The sequence below is a fragment of the Acetatifactor sp. genome, from assembly GCF_982438285.1.
The window spans coordinates 1-20926 of the sequence record NZ_CEWDFQ010000011.1; the positions used below are offsets into that span (position 1 = coordinate 1).

Here is a 20926-nt window from a genome sequence, read left to right on the forward strand (position 1 = left end):
GTATTCCCCCTCTCATACTGAATATAGTACGGGGACTGCACAATTCCTACTATGGTGTACTCTCTCCATAGGCAAAGGTGTCCAAGTCCTCCGTCTCATTATCCTGGGAGAGAGTGATGGTTTCTCCCAGAGAATCCTCACTAAAAAGGTTGGCATCCACCACGCATTCCCAAGGCTCCTTTGGCAGTCTGCCGGCCAATACCTTCACCTGATTTACCTGGCTTGTCAGGGTATGCGCACGCAGCACGCCTCCGCTTCCCTCCTGCAGCTGATAGAGAATGTCCCATGTAACGGAGCCCTCCGCCCCGCGCACCTCCTCCTTTCCAGCGAAAAAGGAAACGTCCTCTTTCTCAAAGCCAAGGGTGGAAACCAGGCGGTAATCATAAAACTGCGTCTCCTCAAGATAGACTCCCGCCGTTTTCACCATAGCGCTTCTTGCAACCTTTAGACCCGCAAAAAAAGCTACCCCCAGCGCCACGATAGCCAAAATAGCCACAAAGCGCCCGAAGCTTTGGCGTATTTCCCGAAAAGCAGATTTCCATATGGTATTCTTTCTCATGTCGGCCTCCGTTTACCACTCTATCTGTGCAACATCAACAATCTGCTTATTTTTTACCATGTCCACCACGGTGCCGCTCTTTACGGTAATGATTCTGTCCGCCATTGCAGTAAGGGCCTGGTTATGTGTGATCACTACCACCGTCCGGCCCTTTTTACGGCAGGTATCCTGCAAAAGCTTTAACACCGCCTTGCCGGTGTTATAGTCCAAAGCGCCGGTGGGTTCGTCGCACAAAAGAAGCTTGGGGTTTTTGGCCAGAGCCCTGGCGATAGCCACTCTCTGCTGTTCTCCACCGGAAAGCTGGGCCGGAAAATTGTTCATTCTGTCTTTCAGCCCCACCTCCGCCAGCACTGTTGCCGCATCCAGCGGGTCTCTGCAGATCTGAGCCGCCAGCTCCACATTCTCAAGCGCCGTCAGGTTCTGCACCAGGTTATAAAACTGGAACACAAAGCCTATGTCAAATCTCCTGTATTCTGTGAGCTTTTTCTGGCTATAGCCGGAAATTTCCTGTCCGTCCAGATACACCTTTCCCTCCGTCAGGGTATCCATCCCGCCCAGAATATTCAGTATGGTGGTTTTTCCCGCTCCGGAAGCGCCCACAATCACGCAAAATTCTCCCTTTTCAATCTGAAAATTCACATCATGGAGAGCTGTGATTTCCACTTCCCCGGTTTTATATACTTTTTTAACCCCCTCAAAGGTTACAAAAGCGTTCATGTCCTTCCTCATTTCCGCGCTGCTTTTTACGCATGTCAAGCTTGCGGTGACAGCGCAGACACAAACCTGACCATATTTTAAGACCTTTTTTGTAATTTTATTTTAGCATGAAAAAAGGGATTTCACATGAAGAAACAGAATTTTTCACATTCTTTTTAGAATTTAGATAATTGTTTTATAAATTTTGAAGATGCTGGGGCCAAAAGGTCTCCCAGCATCTTTTGAAAGGGCTGTGGTACATACCGGAATTTATTCATGCCGCAGGGCTTCGATAGGGCTTAGGCGGGCCGCCTTTCTGGCCGGATAAATGCCAAAAAAGATTCCCACTGCCGAGGAAAACAGGCTGGCTCCCAGCACTGTTCCTAATCCTACCTTGGCGGTAAAGCCGATGAGGGAGCAGACGCCTACGGCTCCCAGCACACCGATCAGAATGCCGATGATGCCTCCCAACAGCGTAATGATGGCAGACTCTGAAAGAAACTGTAAAAGGACGGAGCCCGTCCGGGCCCCCAGCGCCTTTCTGATACCGATTTCCCTGGTTCGCTCCGTCACGGACACCAGCATGATATTCATTACGCCAATTCCTCCAACCAAAAGAGAAATAGCCGCCACAAACACTACGAATACAGTAACATAGCTTAAAATCTGATTCATTTGACTCATGTAGTCATTAAAGTTTTCCACCTGAATGGCATTCTTGCCGCGCACGTTATGTCTATTCTCCATAAGCCGCACCACATCTGACGCCACCTGTGTCGCATTATCCGCGCCATCGCTGATAATCAGCAGATCATTCATGCTGACATAAAAGCCATAAGAAGATGACACTACTGACAGGGGCGCCTCCATGGAAACCGTGTCAGAAACCATCAGTCCCGAAAGCATGGAGGCATTGTCCTGTCTGATGCCGATGATGGTAAATTCCTGAGTGATGCCGTACAGTGTAAAGTCCATGGTCATACCAATCACGTTCGTAGTTCCGAATAAAAGTCTTGCGCTGCTCTCCGTGATAATGCAGACCTTGTTGGCCGAGTAATAATCGCTTTCCGTAAAATACCTGCCCTTGACCAAGGGATCGCTGTTTGCATATTGCAGTCCCGGCATCCCCATGGATGCGCTGGCATTAAAGGTACCCTTTCTTCCGGTCACTGTGCCGGAAAAGCCCCAGGAGGGCGTCACCGCCTTCACATTGGGCACCTTCTCCATAATGGCCTCGATGTCCTCATCCGTAAATTCCAGGGAGATTCCTTCGTCATTGTCGCCATAGGAGTAAATGTAAATCTGTCCCCCTGCTATGGCATTCAGTTCGTCATTGATACCGCCCTTGAGTCCGTCACCGATGGAAATGATCATGATGACGGAGGAAATGCCGATTATAATGCCCAGCATGGTCAGGAAGGAACGCCCCTTATTGCTCTTTATATTCATCAGAGCTATTTTAATATATTCCCATATCTGTGCCATGTAAGCCTCCTATTGTTCGGGCAGAACCGTAACTGCCATGCCTTCCTCCAGCGTTGTGTAGGAGCTTAATATAATCTGATCCTGCTGCGTGATTCCTTCCGTCACCTCCGTGTAGGTGTCCGTGGAAATGCCGCACACAATATTACGCTTTGCCACTACACCGTTTTCCACCACATACAGGAAATCTCCTTCCTTATCTGCGTTGATGGCCTCCACCGGAATCAGCAGCGCATCCTGCACCTGGTTGGTATAGATTTCAAGCTTCGCATCCAGTCCAAGAACAATTCTGTCGTCTGGATTGGTGATATGTATTTCCACGCCCACCATGGGAGTGTTGGATTCATTCAGGGTGGCCATCCGGTTAATCTTGCTGACCTCTCCCTCATAAGCCTGGTCTAAAATGGTCACCTGGGCCTTCTGTCCTACCGCAAGCTTCTCCAGATCATACTTTGACGCCTGAAAAACCACCTTCAGGTTCTGACTGCTCTTTAAGGTCAAAAGCTGGGCACCATCGGCCACTGTCTCCCCCGATGTGGCGCTGCATTCCGTCACAATCCCATCAAATTCAGCGCGCACGCCCTGCTTTGCCTCATAATAGGCTTCCTCTGCCTGCTGATAGGTAATGTCCGCCAGCTGCTTATCCGCGCTGAAGCTTTCCTTGTCATAGGAATCTAAAATACTGCCCTCGCTGGTTGTCTTTTGACTCTCCATACGGCTCTTGTACTCCTCGTAATCCGCAATCCGCTCCTGCACGTCTGCGATTTCCTGCTGCATCTGGGCGTAGTAATCCGTCTGGGTGGCAACGGACTGCAGGTAGCTGTTTCGGCTGATCTGTGCGTTTACCGCCTGTATCTCCTGCTGAATAGACTGTACCTTGCTCTCATAATCCGGCGCCGTCTTATCCAAAGCCTCCATTTCCTGGTTCAGCTGACTCAGACGATTGCTCAGTTCATAGCTTTCATTGGCCAGGCCGTTGCTTGTATCCCGCTGGCTCTGGCTGAGCTTGCTCTGCAGGTCCTTTAAATAGGACTTATTGTCCGCGATCTGCTGGTTTAACACCTCCAGATTGGTATTGGCCTCTGCAAGCTTTGCCTGGTTTTCAGAGTTATCCGCCATAGCCCCGTTATACACAGCTGCACTCTTCTGCTGGTTTAAAGCCGCCTGCGTAAGCGTCTGCTCCATCTCCTCCATATCATAGCCAATCAGCACATCCCCGGCCTTCACCGCATCTCCAACAGCCACATTCACTTCTCCCAGCCTGCCGCCCACAGGAGCAAAAATCACCTCCGTCTCTTCGCTCTCCACGGTGCCGCTGGTGCTGATGCTCTCCTGCAGGTCTCCCCTCTGGGCCGTTACTGTAGTCACAATGGCCCCGGCAGCGGGCGTCAGGGCACAGCTTGCCATGCGTGCCACCAAAATTAAAATTACAACAATCCCTATGATAATGGGCGCTTTTTTACGTTTTTTCTTTTTCCTCACAGGTTCAGCTGCCTGCTGCAAAGCCTCCTCCATGGGGCTGTTCTTATCCTTCTTTTTCATTTTGTCTGCTCCTCCATATTAATCTCCAGCTCATATCAGGTAATTGCGAAACTCGCTCCCTGGTATCAGAAACTGGGCGTAATAACCAAAATAACGGTGACGAGCCACCGCTTCGGAACCCGTTTTTGGTTATTATGACCAGGTTCGTGACTTTGCCGGCAAGTTTCGCAATCACTTATTTTTCTGTTTTGCCGCAGAATCGGCTTCTATGCGGCCGTCCCGTATCTTGATAATTCTCTTGGCCTGGGCCGCTATTTCGTTGTCGTGGGTAATCAGAATCACCGTTCTGCCATCCTGATGCAGGCTTTTTAAAATGCCCATAATCTCCTGGGTGGAATGGGAATCCAGATTGCCGGTAGGCTCATCCGCCAGAATAATGGGCGGCGCCTGGGCGATGGCTCTGGCGATAGCCACCCGCTGCTGCTGTCCCCCTGACATCTCTGCGGGCTTATGATCCATTCGGTGTGAAAGACCAACCTTTTCCAGCGCCTTCCTTGCCAGCTCAATCCGCTTGGACCTGCCCACTCCCCTGTAAATCAGGGGAAGCTCCACATTCTCCAGCGCCGTAAGATTCGGTATCAGGTTAAAGCCTTGAAATATAAATCCGATTTCACGGTTTCTTATGTCCGACAATTCATCGTCGTCCATAACCGACACATCCTGTCCGTGAAGCCTGTAAAGTCCGCTGGAAGGCACATCCAGGCACCCCAGCATGTTCATTAATGTGGACTTCCCGCTTCCGGACTGCCCTATGATTGCCACAAATTCCCCTTCGTCGATGGACACACTGACATGATCAAGGGCCCTGACTTCATTTTCTCCCGGATTATACACCTTGCACACGTCTTTGATTTCAACCAATGCACTCATAAAACACGTTAATCCTCCTTGACGCGCATCATTGTTGTATTATTGTACTGTTTGCATAATACAATAATTTGCATTCCGTGTCAACAACTTTCTGTAACATCATATATGGGAAAGCTGAAAAATATATGGTCAAAATTCTAAAGATTTTCTATAGGCCCAGTCTTGGCATGAAAAATACCTCCAAAGCAACCGATTTTTATATTTCGTCTGTCTGCTTTAGAGGTATCCTGTCATCCCTTACGGCTTTGCTTCACTTATTTGGGGCAAAGGCCCATTTTACAGCCTGTTTGCCTTCTGCAGGGTTTGGTGCCCCGTCTTTAAAATGGGGCTCAGCGGCTTGTAGATAAGCAGCGTCACAATGGAAACACTGGCTCCCTTGATTAAATTTAAAGGAGCCACGCAGGCCGCCACGAAGGAAAGAACGCTTCCCTCCGAAACCATGGGGTTCACCGCTGCGCCCATCTCCAGTATGCTCTCCAGCGGCATTCCATACAATTCAGAAAAGGCAGGAAGCAGATAAACGGCGTTAAAGGCTGTGCCAAACACCGTCATCACCAAAGTTCCCGCCACACAGCCGATCACAGCGGTCTTTTTCGTCTTTTTGAAAAGGTACACTGCAGAGGCAGGCAGAATAAAGCTGCAGCCCACCACAAAATTGGCCAAATCACCCACAAAAGCAGTGGACGTCCCTTTCACCAAAAGCTTCAACAGAATTTTTACAAATTCCATCATAACTCCTGCAGCCGGGCCAAAGGCAAAGGTTCCCACCAATATGGGAAGCTCGCTGAAATCCAGCTTGTAAAAGCCAGGAGCAAAGGGCAGCGGAAAGTCAAAAATGTGCAGTATCATAGCGACAGCCGAAAACATACCGATCATGGCTATTTTTCTTGTGGTGAATACCTGCTCCTTCACGCCGCTTTTTCTTGCGGCCGCCTTCTCCAAAAGCAGCGCCGCCGCAAACAGCACAAGAATCACCGCCGCAAATTCCAGCACAAAGATAAGATTCTGTGCCACGCTTTCAAACAATCCATTCATTCCTATTTTCCTCCATTTCCGGTGTTTTGCTTTATTCAAAATCACCTGTTATTTTTGTAGGAAAATTCTTCTGGTGCTGTCACACCGCGAAACACCTGACGATACTTTTTCCTGCGTAGAAAAGTATTCTGCATTTTCTACGCAAAAAAATCCCCGGATTTTCTGCTTCTATCCGGGGACCGCAATTAAAAAACATGCGCTATGTATCGCTGTATAGGCAACACTTCTTCTTTCATCCAGACTTTACTGTTGGTCTCGGATTTGCACCGAATCAGCCGCAGCATGACCTCCTTGGCCATACGCGGGTCGCGGACTTGCTGAAAACAGTTTACCGCCAGTAGGGAATTTCACCCAACCCCGAAGAATTTTCTTATGGGGCGTCCTGAATGGGGGACGCCATCTGTAAGTCATATTACTCCTTTGTTGGAAAATTGTCAACTGCCCTTGACAGGTTTGCATTTCATCGTAAGAGAAATCCGTTTTTTGGGCACATCCACGTCAAGCACCTGTACCTCCACAATATCTCCCACACTGACCGCCTCTAAAGGATGCTTGATATAGCGGTCTGTAATCTGTGAAATATGCACCAGCCCATCCTGATGAACGCCAATGTCCACAAATACGCCAAAATCAATCACGTTGCGCACAGTACCCTTTAAAATCATTCCAGGCTTTAAGTCCTTCATATCCAGTACATCGCTTCTGAGAATGGGGCCCGGCATATTCTCTCTGGGGTCTCTTGCAGGCTTTTCCAGCTCCTTTAGGATGTCCGTCAGGGTAATTTCTCCGATTCCCAGCTCCTGTGCCAGCAGCTTTTTGTCCCGGATGCGTCTCTCCAGGCCGGATACCCGGCTGTTTTCGGTTTCCTGACGAGCCTTAAGGTCCTGGGACTGATGGGTTTTGTCTCCTCCCTGTGTAGTCATGCCCGCCATAGCCGCTGCAAGAGCCTTCCCCATGGCGGTGTTGGTGTTCCGCACTTGGATAGAGCCTGTTTTTCTGCCCTGGCGTCTGTCCTTCGCTTCCTCTTTTGCTTTCTCGGGCGTCTTTTTGCCCTGGGGCTTTTGCGCCGCCTTTTTCTGTGCTTCTTTTACATCCTCCATGGTCATGTGAAGCTTGTCAAGCAGCTTCATGGCCGCCTCATAGGACTCAGGATGAACGCTGGTGGCGTCTAAGGGATTGTCTCCGTCCGTAATCCTCAGAAAACCGGCACACTGCTCAAAGGCCTTTGGCCCAAGCTTTGCCACCTTTAAAAGCTGCCTTCTGTTGGTAAAGCGTCCGTTGCTCTCCCGATAATCCACAATATTTTTGGCAATGGTCTTGTTGATTCCCGAAACATACTCTAAAAGGGAGGCCGACGCCGTGTTCAGATCCACACCCACTCTGTTTACACTGTCCTCCACCACACCATTTAAAGCATCGCTCAGCTTTTTCTGGTTCATGTCATGCTGGTACTGCCCTACCCCAATGGACTTGGGATCAATTTTGACCAGTTCAGCCAACGGGTCCTGCAGACGTCTCGCGATGGAAGCCGCACTGCGCTGTCCCACGTCAAAATTAGGGAATTCCTCCGAGGCCAGCTTGCTCGCAGAATAGACGGAGGCTCCCGCCTCATTGACAATTACATACTGAAGAGGTCTGTCCAGCTCCCGGATCAGCTCCACAATGACCTGCTCCGACTCCCTGGAGGCGGTTCCGTTTCCCACAGAGATCAAATCCACATTATACTTTTTAATCAGACGCTTCAGCTCAGCCTTTGCCTCCTCCACTTTATTCTGGGGCGCAGTGGGATAAATGACCTTGGTATCCAGAACCTTTCCCGTAGGGTCTACCACTGCCAGCTTGCAGCCTGTGCGGAAGGCGGGGTCCCATCCCAGCACCACCTTTCCCGCAATGGGCGGCTGCAAAAGCAGCTGCTCCAGATTCTTTCCAAACACAGCGATGGCTCCATCCTCTGCCTTTTCCGTCAATTCATTGCGTATCTCCCTTTCAATGGCAGGCGCTATCAATCTGTCGTAGCTGTCCTTTATAACTTCCCGAAGCACAGGCGTGGTATAAGCATTGTCAGAAGTGATGATCTTTTTTTCCAAATACTGAAGAATGCGCTCCACAGGGGCAATGACTTTTATAGTCAATACTTTTTCCGCCTCTCCCCGATTCAGGGCAAGCACTCTGTGACCTGCAATCTTCTTCACAGGCTCTTCAAAATCATAATACATTTCATAGACACTCTGAGCCTTTTCATCTTTTGCGACGCTTTTCACAACGCCTTCCTGGGTGGTGATGTTTCGAATATACAATCGATAATCCGCCTCATCGGAAATGCGCTCTGCAATGATATCCTTCGCTCCCTGGAGCGCTTGCGCAGCGTCCGCCACTTCCTTTTCCGGGGAAACATATTTGAGCGCTTCCTCCTCTAAAGGGCTGTCCGTGCTCTGAGCCAGAATAAATTCTGCCAGACCCTCCAGCCCTTTCTCCATGGCAATGCTGGCTCTTGTTTTTCTCTTTGGACGGTATGGGCGGTACAAATCCTCCACCTCAACCAGTGTCTGGGCCGCCAGGATTTTTTCCTCAAGCTCCTTTGTAAGCTTGCCCTGTTCCTCTATGCTGCCTAATACCTGCTCCTTCTTTTCCTCCAGATTTCTCAGGTAAATAAGCCTTTCATGCAGGTTTCTCAGCTGCTCGTCATTTAAGGAGCCCGTAGCCTCCTTGCGGTAACGTGAAATAAAGGGAATGGTGTTCCCCTCATCAATCAGCTTTACGGCTGCCTCCACCTGCCATTTCTCAACCTTTAGCTCTTCCTTCAATTTCAGTAAAATATCCATAGCGTTCCTTCCTCCGCCTTTTTAAAGTCCTTTTTAAGACTTTCAGGCTACCGTTTATTATAATGGAAAACAATTGATTAATCCAGTAAAAAATGTTAGAGTATAAGGGAACGAGACTTAAGAAAGGCAGGTTTCGGATATGGCTTACAACCAAAATCAAGACGGCTGGGACCGCTGGAACAGTAATGCTTCCAACAGCAGCTACTACAATCAGCCCACCCACAGCCCCTATAAGGGACGAGGCTTTGAATATGCTTCTTTTATCTGCGGACTCATCTCTATCACCGCCGCCTGCACCGGGATTTTTTCCATCCCCATCGGCGCTCTGGGTGTTTTGTTTGCAGTGCTGACCTATCGGGCCGGCAAAAAAATGAAGCCGGAATGCCGGGCCGGCATCTGGCTTTCCTGCATTGGAATGGCTTCCGGCATAGCAATGATTATCTTTACGTTTGCCACCCTGCCTGCCCGGTTAAATGACGAGGCTTTCCGCAGCCAGATGAATGTGATGTACCAGCAGATGTTCGGCATGGATTTTGAAACCTTTATGGAAGAATATTATGGTGTCACTTTTGAAGAATAGCTTAGGAAAAGGAGGCATAGGTTATGTCTGATCTGAGAATCGGCACTTTCAGCAGAATCGGGGATTTTAACGGAATGGGTGATTTTGGCAAAACCGGCAGCGTTTACGGCGTAAACGGCAGAGATTCCCAGGAGCAGGGCGCCGGCGAAGAATGCCAGACCTGCAAAAACCGGAAATATAAGGATGGATCCGATGAAATGGTGTCTTTTAAGACACCTTCCCACATTTCCCCACAGGCAGCTCCCGCCGCAGTCAGAGCCCACGAGCAGGAGCATGTATCAAACGCTTACTCCAAGGCCTCTCTTGGGAACGGAAAGGTCATCTCCGCCACCGTCTCCATACACATGGCAATCTGTCCCGAATGCGGGCGCTCCTATGTCTCAGGAGGCACCACAAATACACAGATCAAATATTATAACGAAGAAAATCCTTACCAGCAGGATCTTATGGCGGCGGACCGCATCCGATACAGCGGCATGCATGCGGATTATGCCGTATAGAAAATTACGAGGGCTGCCTTGGAGCAAACCGCCTCGCAGTCACCTATATCATACAGCAACAGGAGCCAGACAATGAGCAAGCAATATAAAACTAGTGCAAAGCTGAAAAATACTGCCAAGGATAAACTGACCGGAGCCTACCCAAAGGCTATTTTAATCACCTTTTTAAGCGGTCTGATTCCCTTTTTTGCATCCCTCGTGATCTCCATGATCGCTTCTGCGACAAGCTCCGCAGCCTATGCCATGACAAGACAGTTTTCTGTTGTAGCAGGCCTGCAGGTGGTTTTTTTTCTCATCTCCACTGCAGCCTCCATCGTAATCGGCGTGCTGCAGCTTGGGCTTTCTTTGTTTTTTTTGAATCTGGCCTGCGGACAGCCCTGTACTGTGAGTAATCTCTTCTACGGCTTCCGGACCCAGTCAAACAAGGCCCTGGGGATTTCTGCCGCGCTGGTGCTTTTAGATACCGTATGCCTCACCCCCTATCAGATGCTTCTGGAGCATTTTCAGAATACCTGGGAGCTTTCCTGGCTGGGGTTTGCTCTTCTTGCCCTGGGAATCGGTCTGCTGATCTATATTCCCCTTTCCCTTGGCCTCTCCCAGGCCTTTTATCTGATGCTGGATTTTCCGGAGAGAAGCGCTAAGGAGGCCCTGAAATTGAGCCTGCAGATCATGCGGGGACATAAGGGCAGGCTGTTTTATGTGCAGATCAGCTTTCTTCCTCTTATGTTTCTGTGTCTGCTCTCCTTTGGCATCGGCTACCTGTGGCTGGTTCCCTATATGAATATGACGTCTGCGGTGTTTTTCCTGGATCTTATGAATCCCGCGCAGCAGGAGCAGGAGGGCTGATAAGCTTAAAAAATGGATTAGCGCTTTACGCTAATCCATTTCAAATAACCGTTGATAAAAGGATCCAGATTGCCGTCCAGCACAGCGTCCACATTTCCGGTCTCCACTTCCGTCCTGTGGTCCTTCACCATGGTGTAGGGCTGCAGCACATAAGAACGGATTTGATTTCCCCATCCAATCTCTTTTACTTCTCCCCTGATATCCGAAAGCTTTTCCACGTTGGCTTCCTTCTTTAACAGATACAGCTTTGCCTTCAGCATCTGCATGGCCTTATCCTTGTTCTGGAATTGGCTTCTTTCATTCTGGCACTGTACCACCGTGCCTGTGGGAATGTGTGTGATACGCACGGCCGAGGAGGTCTTGTTGATATGCTGTCCTCCTGCACCGCTGCTTCGATAGGTGTCGATACGCAGGTCCTTTTCGTCGATCTCCACATCCAGATTTTCCTCCAGCTCAGGCATAACATCCAGGGAAACAAAGGAAGTCTGACGTTTTCCCTGGGCGTTAAAGGGGGATATGCGCACCAGGCGGTGCACACCCTTCTCGGACTTTAAATAACCGTAGGCATTCACTCCGTTGACCTGGAAGGTCACCGACTTGATGCCCGCCTCGTCTCCGTCCAGATAATCCAGCACCTCAATGGAAAAGCCCTTCCGCTCCGCCCATCTGGTATACATACGGTAAAGCATACCGCACCAGTCACAGCTCTCCGTGCCGCCTGCTCCGGCATTCAGCTTCAGGATCGCGTTGCATTTGTCGTACTCTCCCGACAAAAGGGTATCGATGCGCAGCGCCTCTAGCTCGCTTATAAAATCGTCCAGCTCGCCCCGGATTTCCTGCACCATCTCCTGGTCGTTCTCCTCATAGCCCAGTTCGATTAAGGTGAGGATATCCTCATACTGGGTGGAGAGCTTATTGTACTGCTCAACGGTGTCCTTTAAATTTTTCAGTTCCTTCATCTGCTTGTTGGAACGGTCCGGGTCATCCCAAAATCCGGGAGCCTCCATCTCCATTTCCAGCTCTTCGATCCGCTTTGACTTGTTAGCCAGGTCAAAGTGAATCCCTCACTTCCGCTAATGGAGTTTCATAGGACAGAATTTCTGATTTCATGTTGTCTAATTCAACCATTTCACGTCACCTCTTTCCATTTTTATTTTTCGCTATTTTTAAGCCTTACGCCCACAGCACTGCTTATATTTCTTTCCGCTGCCGCAAGGACAGGGATCATTGGGATACACCTTTGCGTTGGCCCGCTTTACAGGCCCTTTTGGCGCGCTGTCGTCCTTGTTGGTGCCGGTGACCTTAGCCACCTGCTCTCTTTCCACCTTCTGCTCTATCTTGATATGGAACAGGAGCCTCACCGTCTCCTCCCTGATGTTCTGGGTCATCTCATCAAACATTTCATAGCCGCTCATCTTGTATTCCACAAGAGGGTCTCTCTGTCCATAGGCCTGAAGTCCAATGCCCTGGCGCAGCTGCTCCATGTCGTCGATATGATCCATCCATTTGCGGTCTATCACCTTTAACAGGATAACGCGCTCCAGCTCTCTGATGGCCTCCGGTTCGGGAAATTCTGCCTCCTTGCTCTCGTATAGCTTTACCGCCTCTTCCTTCAGCTGCTGCTTTAGACTGTTTTTCTTTGGCTTCTGTATTCTCTCAAGGGTTACAGGCTGCAGGGGAATGGTGGGAATCAGCAATGAGTTCAACTCATTTAGATCCCACTCTTTGGCCTCCGCATCGTCGTTGATACAGATATCCACACAGTTTTCCGTGATATCCGTTATCATCTTGTAGATCACATCCCGCATGCTTTCGCCGTTTAACACCCGGCGGCGCTCCTCGTAGATGATCTCCCGCTGCTCGCTCATGACTCTGTCGTACTCAAGCAGATTTTTGCGTATGCCGAAATTGTTGTTTTCGATCTTCTTCTGGGCGGACTCAATGGCCTTTGTCAGCGCCTTGTGCTCGATCTCCTGCCCTTCCGGAATGCCAAGGGCGTTAAACATATTGATGAGACGCTCAGAGCCAAACAGACGCATCAGATCATCCTGCAGGGAAATATAAAATTTGCTCTCTCCGGGGTCTCCCTGACGTCCGCTTCGCCCACGCAGCTGATTGTCAATACGCCTGGATTCGTGGCGCTCTGTGCCTATGATCTTAAGCCCCCCTGCCGCCCTGGCCTCCTCGTCCAGCTTAATATCCGTACCTCGTCCGGCCATGTTTGTGGCAATGGTCACCGCCCCGTGAATTCCGGCGTCCGCCACGATCTCAGCCTCCAGCTCATGGAATTTTGCGTTCAAAACCTTGTGTTGAATGCCCTTTTTGGTAAGCAGGCGGCTGATCTCCTCGCTGGCCTCGATGGTGATGGTGCCCACCAGCACAGGCTGTCCCTTGGCGTGGGCCTCCTCCACCGCATTTATGATAGCATGGAGCTTTTCCGCCTTAGTCTTGTATACCGCGTCCTGCAGATCCTTCCGAATCACAGGCTTATTGGTGGGAATTTCCACCACATCCATGCCGTAAATTTCACGAAACTCGTTTTCCTCAGTAAGTGCAGTACCTGTCATACCGCATTTTTTCTCAAATAAATTAAAGAAATTCTGGAAGGTGATGGAGGCAAGGGTCTTGCTCTCTCTCTTTACCTTCACATGCTCCTTCGCCTCGATGGCCTGGTGCAGGCCGTCGGAATAACGGCGTCCCGGCATGATACGCCCTGTAAACTCATCTACGATCAGCACCTGGTCGTCCTTTACCACATAGTCCTGATCCCGGAACATAAGATTATGAGCCCGCAGCGCCAGAATGATATTGTGCTGGATTTCCAGGTTTTCCGGGTCGGCAAAGTTATCAATGTGGAAAAAGCGCTCCACCTTCTCCACGCCGGCCTCCGTCAGGTTGATTACCTTATCCTTTTCATTAACGATAAAATCTCCCGTTTCCTCCTGAACCACGCCCATGATGGCGTCCATTTTGGTCAGCTCGTGCATATCCTCGCCCCTGTGCATCTGCCTTGCCAGCAGATCGCACATTTCATAGAGGGCGGTAGACTTGCCGCTTTGTCCGGAGATGATAAGCGGCGTTCTGGCCTCATCGATAAGCACGGAGTCCACCTCGTCGATGATGGCATAGTGCAGCCCCCGCAAAACCAGCTGCTCCTTATAGATTACCATGTTGTCTCTCAGGTAGTCAAAGCCCAGCTCGTTGTTGGTCACGTAGGTGATATCACAGGCATAGGCCGCCTGTCTCTCCTCGGAGGTCATGCTGTTTAACACAACTCCCACCTTTAAGCCCAGAAACTCATGCACCTGGCCCATCCACTCCGCGTCACGCTTGGCCAGATAGTCGTTCACAGTGACCACCTGCACCCCTTTGCCCTCCAGAGCGTTCAGATAGGCAGGCAGTGTGGATACCAGGGTTTTTCCTTCACCGGTGCGCATCTCTGCAATACGTCCCTGGTGAAGAATGATGCCGCCGATGAGCTGTACCCGGTAATGCTCCATGTTCAGCACCCGCTTTGCGGCCTCTCTGACCGTTGCAAAGGCCTCGGGCAGAAGATCGTCCAGCGTCTCCCCTCCGGCCAGTCGTTTCTTATATTCCTGGGTTTTTCCCCGAAGCTCCTCATCGGAGAGAGACTGCATGGAGGGACGAAGCTCTTCTATTTTGTCCACCAGCGGCATAATGCGCTTCAGCTCCCTTTCGCTGTGAGTGCCAAATATTTTTTCTATTACTTTCATATCGTTTCCTTACCAATCCGTTCCTGTTTCCATATGCTTTTTTACAGAATCCAAACCATATTGTAACAGATTTACAATGGATATTCAAGCATTGTATCTCTCCCGTCCGTGAACAAATTATGAAGATTGTGTAAAAATTGACATACACAGGGAAAAAAAGTATAATCAAGTCATGATTAGGAAAATTTCAACCATACAGCTTGTTCCCGGGATGGAGGTGGCCGAGGATGTGTTTACCTATGACCGCCAGCTGATCCTTTCCAAGGGAACCATTCTTAACGACAGATTGATCATGAAGCTTGATCTGTACGGCATACTGACTATTTTTATAGAAGGCTCTGTTTCAGCTTCTCCTTCGGAGACCTCCTCCCAGGAGCAGACCTATCTGCAGCGTATCAAGAAAGATCCTGTATTCCCTGTTTTCAAGCGGGAATATGAAATCAGCGTGGACCTTCTGCAGGAAAATATTAAGCGGGTAATCAAGGGCAACCTGAAGCTGGACATAAACGAGCTTTTAAAGGGAGTGCTGCGCGTTCTTGGAGTTGACAGGGGCCGCATCGGCATTCTGGACCTTTTACAGAATATGCGGGCCTTTGACTCCTCCACCTTTTCCCACAGCATTAACGTAGCCCTGATCTGCAACCTGTTGGCAGGGTGGCTGAAGTGGGATACCAAACGGGTAGAGCTTGCCACTGCCTGCGGACTCCTTCATGATATCGGCAAGATTCAGGTGCCTCACGCCATTATCACAAAGCCGGGCAAGCTTTCTGCCAAGGAGCTGGCCGTCATTCAACAGCATCCGGCTTTAGGCTGTCAGCTTCTGATTTCCCAAAATGCAGACGAGCATATCTGTAATGCCGCTCTGATGCACCATGAACGGTGCGACGGCTCCGGTTACCCCACAGGGCTCAAGGGAGATCAGATCGACCCCTATGCCAAGCTTGTGGCAATCGTGGACGTGTATGACGCCATGACGGCCCCCAGAGTCTACAGAGGACCCTTGTGTCCCTTCCGGGTTATTGAACTGTTTGAGGCTGAGGGCTTCCAAAAATATGAGGTGGCTTATCTGCTGGCCTTTATGGAGAATGTGGTAAATTCCTACATACAAAGCCCCTGTCTGTTAAGCGACGGGCGCAGGGGAACCATTATTTATATCAATAAAAGCCATCTTTCCCGTCCCATCGTCCAGTGCGGCACAGAATATGTGAATCTGTTAGAGCATCCTGATCTGTCCATTGTGAGCCTGCTGTAGTCTGCTGATATCGGCAGAAACTGATGGGAATCGGAAATAGAAATCAAAGAAATCAAATTTGTGAGGATTGTATGCAGAAAAAAGAAGAAATTCATGTGTATGTAAATATGCCGGGGTTTTCCCCTAATTTTTCCACCGTGGGGGAGGCTCTCGCCGCAGTGTCCGGGCAGGACGCCAAAAATGAGACGCTGCCGGACACCCAGCGCACCTTCCCCGCCCCCTTTTCGGAGGAAACGCCTGCCTTTATTCATATTGGAAAGGGCATTTACCGGGAAAAGCTCACCGTCACCCGAAACCGTCTGACCCTTCTTGGGGAGGATTGCGAGAACACCATTCTGGTATACGGCGACGGCGCTTTTGATGTGATGGAGGACAACAGCAGACGAGGCACCTTCCGCACCGCCTCCTTCCGCATTGACGCCAATGACTTCACTGCCAGTCATCTCACCTTTCAAAATGACGCCGGCTTCGGCCATACGGCAGGCCAGGCGCTGGCTCTCTACGCAGAGGGTGACAGGCTTTATCTGGAGGACTGCAGGCTTCTTGGAAGCCAGGACACACTGTTTACCGCCCCTCTTCCGCTAAAAGAGGCAAAGCCCGGAGGCTTTACCGGCCCCGGAGAGCACCGGCCCCGGGTACTGGGCCGCCAGCTTTACCGCAGCTGCTTTATTCAGGGAGACGTGGATTTTATTTTCGGCGGCGGCATCGCCTATTTTGAAAACTGTACCATCTTTTCCAAGCTGCCCGGAGACCGCATTCCTCCGGAAAGCCCCAGAGAAGAAACTATTTACGGATATGTCACCGCTGCCAGCACCCCCAAAGGGCAGCCCTATGGCTATGTATTTCAGGACTGTCGTCTTACCAGCGACTGTCCGCCCCGCAGCGTCTACCTGGGCAGGCCCTGGAGGGAATGGGCCAAAACCGTATTTCTTCACTGTGAGCTGGGAGAGCACATCCATCCTTTGGGCTGGAATGACTGGGGAAAGCCCCACGGTCATTTTTACTACGGAGAATATGATTCTTACGGCCCCGGAGCAAGCCCGGACACCAGAGCCGATTTCTCCCATCAGCTGACAAAAGAGGAAGCTGCGGAATATACCCTGGACAGGGTTCTGCAGGGCTGGAGGCCCTAAGCTTGAAACATGTTTATTTATTTCCCACTGTTTCTTACTGCTTCCTGCGCCAGATGCACCGCTCCCATCAGACCCGCCTGGTTTCCCAGAGCCGCCTGTCTGATGCGCACGCCTGCCGTCCCCGGAGAAATCCGGCCGGGAATACGCTTTCTTATTTCCTCTGTCACATACTGCTGGGCCATGACGCCGCCCCCCAAAACCAAATCACTGGGATTAAATATATGGACCAAGCTGACCAGGCCATAGGTAACCTCGTCAATCCATCGGTCCACGATTTCTTTGATCTGCGGGCGATTCATGGCGGCAAAAATCTTCTTCCCATTGTCCAGGGAGGCATCCACAGCCTTCGCCCTCCGCACCAGCGCTGTGGCGGAGGCATATTTCTCATAACAGCCCGCAAATTCTCCCTGTCCCATATCCTCAGGATGCACCACTATGCCGCCGAAGCTGCCTGCAAAAAAGCTGCTGCCATAATAAATTCCGCCGTTTATCACAATGGCTCCGCCCACTCCTGTTCCGTAGGTCAGGCACAGGAAATCAGAAAGCCCCTTGGCCGCCCCATAGTAAAGCTCTCCAAGCGCAGCGGCATTCACATCATTTTCCACAGCCACCGGCACTTGAAATTCTTCTTCCAAAATCTTTTTTACCTGTGTCCCCGTGTAGCCCGGAATATTGTCATTGGCATAAAAAATACTGCCGTCCCTTGTATCCACCTGCCCTGCAGTGCTGATGCCAATGGCCTCAAATCCATGATACCTGCGCAGAATTTCCTTCGCCTGCTCCATCAGGCGCCCCCCGCCTTCCCTGGCATGGGTGGCCTCTTCTCTTTTCTCCTCTAAGCCTTCTCCTGTCCAAAGCCCAGATTTGACAGCTGTTCCGCCGATATCCAAAACTGCGATATTCATGATTTTTCTTCCCTCAAGGCATCCGCAAAGGATTTTGTAATCAGCTGCGGCCTCGTGATAATGGAGCCCACCACCACGCTGTAGCAGCCAAGATCAATCACCCGCCTTGCCTTTTGGGGGGTGTTGATATTGCCCTCCGCAATCACCGGATGCTTCACCTGTGCAAGAATGCTTCTTATAATTTCAAAATCATTATTCTCTATTCTAAGTCCTGCGCTCTGAGGCGTGTATCCCACCATTGTAGTGCCGATAAAGTCAAACCCCAGCCGGTCTGCATAGACAGCCTCCTCCACAGTGGAGCAGTCTGCCATAAAAAGCTGCTCAGGATACTCTGCCTTCACCTCCTGGAAAAATGCTTCCAGGCTTTTATCCCCCGGTCTCAGGGCTCCCGTTGCATCCATGGCAATGATTTCCGGTTTTACCTCCATAAGCTCTTCGATCTCTTTCATGGTGGGCGTGATATAAACCTGGCTGCCTTCGTAGTCCCTCTTTACAATACCGATGATGGGAAGCCTTGTCTCCTCCTGAATCTGCCGAATGTCCTCCTTTGTGTTGGCACGGATTCCAGCCGCTCCTCCCATCTTCGCCGCAACCGCCATTCTTCCCATGATATAGGAGGAATGCAGCGGTTCCTCGGGCAGAGCCTGACAAGAAACTATCAGCTTTCCCCTTAAACTTTCCACTCGTTTGTCCATTGCTATGCCTCCTCTTTATTCAGACATTCCAGGCCGTCTTTGCTGCCCGGATCATTTCCGCCGCCTCTGCAGCAACAGCAATATCTTCTTTGTTCAACCCTGTGAGAGGCTTTCTGACACCGCCGATATCCAATCCCTCATTGATGCGCAGAACCTCCTTGATCACCGCATACATATTGGCCCGTCCCGAGCACAGCTTATAGATAATGGCATTCACCGTATGCTGGAGACGGCAGGCCTCGTCCATGCACCCCTCCTTTACCAGTCTGTCAAGCTCCAAAAACAGCTCCGGCATTGCGCCATAGGTTCCTCCAATGCCGCCCTGTGCCCCAATGACCCGTCCGCTGATAAACTGTTCGTCCGGCCCGTTGAAAATAATATAGTCATCTCCTGCCAGCTGTTTGAAAATCTGAATATCCTGCACCGGCATAGAGGAATTCTTCACTCCGATCACATTAGGATTTTTCATCATTTCCTTAAGCAGGCTCTGTGTCAGCGCAACGCCGGCAAGCTGGGGAATATTGTAGATAATAAAATCCGTCCGGGGCGCTGCCTGGCTGATATCGTTCCAGTATTCTGCAATGGCATATTCAGGAAGATGAAAATAAATGGGCGGTATGGAGGCGATGGCATCCACCCCCAGGCTCTGTGCATGGGCTGCCAGCTCCTGGCTGTCTCTGGTGTTATTGCAGGCCACATGGGCGATCACCGTCAGCCTTCCCGCAGCCTCCTCCATCACATTTTCAAGCACCTTTCTGCGGTCCGCAACACTCTGATAAATACATTCCCCTGAAGAGCCGTTGACATAGACCCCTTTTACTCCCTTATCCACAAAGTAATGTGTAAGCGCCCTTACGCGCTGGGGACTGATATCTCCCTCCTCGTCGTAGCAAGCATAAAATGCGGGAATGACCCCTTTATATTTTTCTAAATTCCTCATGTCTCTCCTCACTTCTGCACTGCCTTTTGGACACTTCAAGTCTGTGGCGGCAGCGCGGACACAAACTTGCCCGTTCCCTTCTAAAGACCACAATCAATATAGTTTTTCAACAACCGCCTTGGAGGTTCTTCGGTTGTTTTCTGCGGAAACGGCATAATTCCTTCTATAATATTCGCAAAACAATATATCAATAATGTAAAGCTGGCTCAGCTTCGCCCCCATGGAGCCTCCCTCCAGGGGTCCCTCATTGCAGCCGCACAGCAGCACGCCATCTGCATAGGTGGTAAGGGGAGACTTGGCAAATCTGGTAACTGCCACCATTTTTGCCCCTACCTCCTTCAAAATGTCTGCAACATAAACCGTATCCTTTGTGGCTCCGGAAAAGGAAATAATAAAGTATAAATCATCCGGAGTCGCCATGGACGCGGTCATGGCCTGCATATGCGGGTCGTCCACACAGCTCACCTTATCCATAATGCGCAGAAACTTATTGCGGGCTTCCATGGCTGTGAGCAGACTGTCCCCGATTCCAAAGAAATAAATACGCTTGGCCTTTTCCATCATCTCCAGAATTTTTTCCACATTATTTTGATCTAAGAGAGAATGGGTTTCCCGAAGTGCACTGATGTGGCTCTCTAAAATACGGCTCATCTCGCTCTGCAGAGAAAGTGTTTCTGCCTGTGCAGTCTCTTGCGCCTCAGACTGCTCTGTATCCTCCGCCGCCAGGCACAGGGAAAGCTTCATCTTAAATTCCTGATAACCCTTGGCTCCCAGTGACCGGCAGAATCGAAAAACGGTGGCCTCCGCCGCCTGACAGGCATCTGCAAGCTCCGTAATGGACATAAAAAGCACTTGATTTGTGTTCTTCAATACATAATCGGCGATCTTTTTCTCAGTTTTCGTAAACTTATTGTATAAAATCTGAATGTCCAGCAATAAACCTGTAGCCTGCATATATCCTCCTTAAGTCCTGTCCTTGCTGCCTCGAAGGGCATAGTAATCCTGCACCGGTTCTGTTTCTTTCTTAACCTGCCGCTGTTCTTATCCCTTCACTGCCCCCATGGTGATTCCCTGGGTAAAGTATTTCTGGAACATTAGAAAGATTGCAATAATGGGAATTGCTCCCAGTGCTGCGCCCGCCATAATCAATCCGAAATCATTGGACATTTCCGCCTGCAGCTTGGCAATTCCCAGGGAAATCGTCAAGGTGCTCTGGGAATTCAGCATAATCAGCTGCAAAAAATAGTCGTTCCATGTGCTGATAAAGGTAAAAATGGCGAGAGCCCCGACGCCTGGCTTTACAATGGGAAGCACGATGGTCAAAAAGGTCTGTAC

At 50.2% G+C, this 20926-nt stretch carries 18 protein-coding genes, 1 pseudogene and 1 riboswitch; of the genes and pseudogenes, 5 read left to right on the forward strand and 14 right to left on the reverse strand.

Translation table 11 applies throughout. The features are described 5' to 3' along the window. Positions 1-49: 49 nt before the first annotated feature. From AC1WIP_RS01170 to AC1WIP_RS01200, 7 genes are all read right to left on the reverse strand, one after another. Positions 50-559, reverse strand: a complete 510-nt coding sequence (locus AC1WIP_RS01170; protein ID WP_481140087.1) for a hypothetical protein — start codon at positions 557-559, stop codon at positions 50-52. 12 nt (positions 560-571) lie between these two features. After that, the gene (locus tag AC1WIP_RS01175; RefSeq protein ID WP_318704646.1) at positions 572-1276 is read right to left on the reverse strand and encodes an ABC transporter ATP-binding protein; all 705 of its coding nucleotides are present in this window, start codon (positions 1274-1276) and stop codon (positions 572-574) included. Between the two features lie 249 nt (positions 1277-1525). Further along, entirely contained in the window at positions 1526-2740 is a 1215-nt protein-coding gene (locus tag AC1WIP_RS01180) for an ABC transporter permease (protein ID WP_481140088.1), read from the reverse strand. Between the two features lie 9 nt (positions 2741-2749). Next, complete coding sequence (locus tag AC1WIP_RS01185) at positions 2750-4279, reverse strand: efflux RND transporter periplasmic adaptor subunit (RefSeq protein ID WP_481140089.1); 1530 nt, start codon at positions 4277-4279, stop codon at positions 2750-2752. Between the two features lie 171 nt (positions 4280-4450). After that, the gene (locus AC1WIP_RS01190; RefSeq protein WP_481140090.1) at positions 4451-5149 is read right to left on the reverse strand and encodes an ABC transporter ATP-binding protein; all 699 of its coding nucleotides are present in this window, start codon (positions 5147-5149) and stop codon (positions 4451-4453) included. A 276-nt stretch (positions 5150-5425) separates the two neighbouring features. Next, positions 5426-6184 (reverse strand): ECF transporter S component, encoded by a 759-nt coding sequence (locus AC1WIP_RS01195; protein WP_481140091.1) that lies wholly within the window; start codon positions 6182-6184, stop codon positions 5426-5428. Positions 6185-6404: 220 nt separating this feature from the next. After that, a riboswitch (FMN riboswitch) is annotated at positions 6405-6553 on the reverse strand. A 65-nt stretch (positions 6554-6618) separates the two neighbouring features. Beyond that, a complete protein-coding gene (locus AC1WIP_RS01200) occupies positions 6619-9006 on the reverse strand; it encodes a Tex family protein (protein WP_481140092.1) in 2388 nt (795 codons plus the stop codon). Positions 9007-9145: 139 nt separating this feature from the next. On the opposite strand from AC1WIP_RS01200, the gene AC1WIP_RS01205 reads away from it, so the two are divergent. The 3 genes from AC1WIP_RS01205 (at position 9146) to AC1WIP_RS01215 (ending at position 10932) form a co-directional block, all read left to right on the forward strand. After that, positions 9146-9586, forward strand: a complete 441-nt coding sequence (locus AC1WIP_RS01205) for a hypothetical protein (RefSeq protein WP_481140094.1) — start codon at positions 9146-9148, stop codon at positions 9584-9586. Between the two features lie 23 nt (positions 9587-9609). Beyond that, positions 9610-10086, forward strand: coding sequence for a hypothetical protein (locus tag AC1WIP_RS01210; protein WP_481140095.1), 477 nt, complete (start codon positions 9610-9612; stop codon positions 10084-10086). Positions 10087-10158: 72 nt separating this feature from the next. Then, the gene (locus AC1WIP_RS01215) at positions 10159-10932 is read left to right on the forward strand and encodes a DUF975 family protein (protein ID WP_481140096.1); all 774 of its coding nucleotides are present in this window, start codon (positions 10159-10161) and stop codon (positions 10930-10932) included. 17 nt (positions 10933-10949) lie between these two features. Here AC1WIP_RS01215 and prfB read toward each other — a convergent pair. Both prfB and secA read right to left on the reverse strand, forming a co-directional pair. Next, positions 10950-12060, reverse strand: a protein-coding gene (prfB, locus tag AC1WIP_RS01220) for a peptide chain release factor 2 (RefSeq protein WP_481140097.1) whose coding sequence is annotated in 2 segments (ribosomal slippage) — positions 10950-11984 and positions 11986-12060 — 1110 coding nt in all. Because the reading frame shifts where the segments join, the coding sequence is not laid out codon by codon here. 38 nt (positions 12061-12098) lie between these two features. Next, a complete protein-coding gene (secA, locus tag AC1WIP_RS01225) occupies positions 12099-14666 on the reverse strand; it encodes a preprotein translocase subunit SecA (RefSeq protein ID WP_481140098.1) in 2568 nt (855 codons plus the stop codon). 172 nt (positions 14667-14838) lie between these two features. Between secA and AC1WIP_RS01230 the strand changes: the two genes are divergently transcribed. Continuing rightward, entirely contained in the window at positions 14839-15918 is a 1080-nt protein-coding gene (locus AC1WIP_RS01230) for an HD-GYP domain-containing protein (RefSeq protein WP_481140099.1), read from the forward strand. 71 nt (positions 15919-15989) lie between these two features. Then, the gene (locus AC1WIP_RS01235) at positions 15990-17051 is read left to right on the forward strand and encodes a pectinesterase family protein (protein WP_481140100.1); all 1062 of its coding nucleotides are present in this window, start codon (positions 15990-15992) and stop codon (positions 17049-17051) included. A gap of 17 nt (positions 17052-17068) precedes the next feature. Here the strand turns inward: AC1WIP_RS01235 and AC1WIP_RS01240 are convergent, their stop codons facing one another. From AC1WIP_RS01240 to AC1WIP_RS01260, 5 genes and pseudogenes are all read right to left on the reverse strand, one after another. After that, positions 17069-17956, reverse strand: coding sequence for an ROK family protein (locus tag AC1WIP_RS01240; protein ID WP_481140101.1), 888 nt, complete (start codon positions 17954-17956; stop codon positions 17069-17071). After that, positions 17953-18651 (reverse strand): N-acetylmannosamine-6-phosphate 2-epimerase, encoded by a 699-nt coding sequence (locus AC1WIP_RS01245; protein WP_481140102.1) that lies wholly within the window; start codon positions 18649-18651, stop codon positions 17953-17955. Before AC1WIP_RS01245 ends, AC1WIP_RS01240 begins: the two co-directional genes overlap by 4 nt. A 19-nt stretch (positions 18652-18670) precedes the next feature. Next, positions 18671-19591, reverse strand: a complete 921-nt coding sequence (locus tag AC1WIP_RS01250) for a dihydrodipicolinate synthase family protein (protein ID WP_481140103.1) — start codon at positions 19589-19591, stop codon at positions 18671-18673. Between the two features lie 93 nt (positions 19592-19684). Further along, complete coding sequence (locus tag AC1WIP_RS01255; protein ID WP_481140104.1) at positions 19685-20545, reverse strand: MurR/RpiR family transcriptional regulator; 861 nt, start codon at positions 20543-20545, stop codon at positions 19685-19687. A gap of 87 nt (positions 20546-20632) precedes the next feature. Beyond that, positions 20633-20926: pseudogene (locus AC1WIP_RS01260) on the reverse strand (carbohydrate ABC transporter permease); the annotation flags it as partial.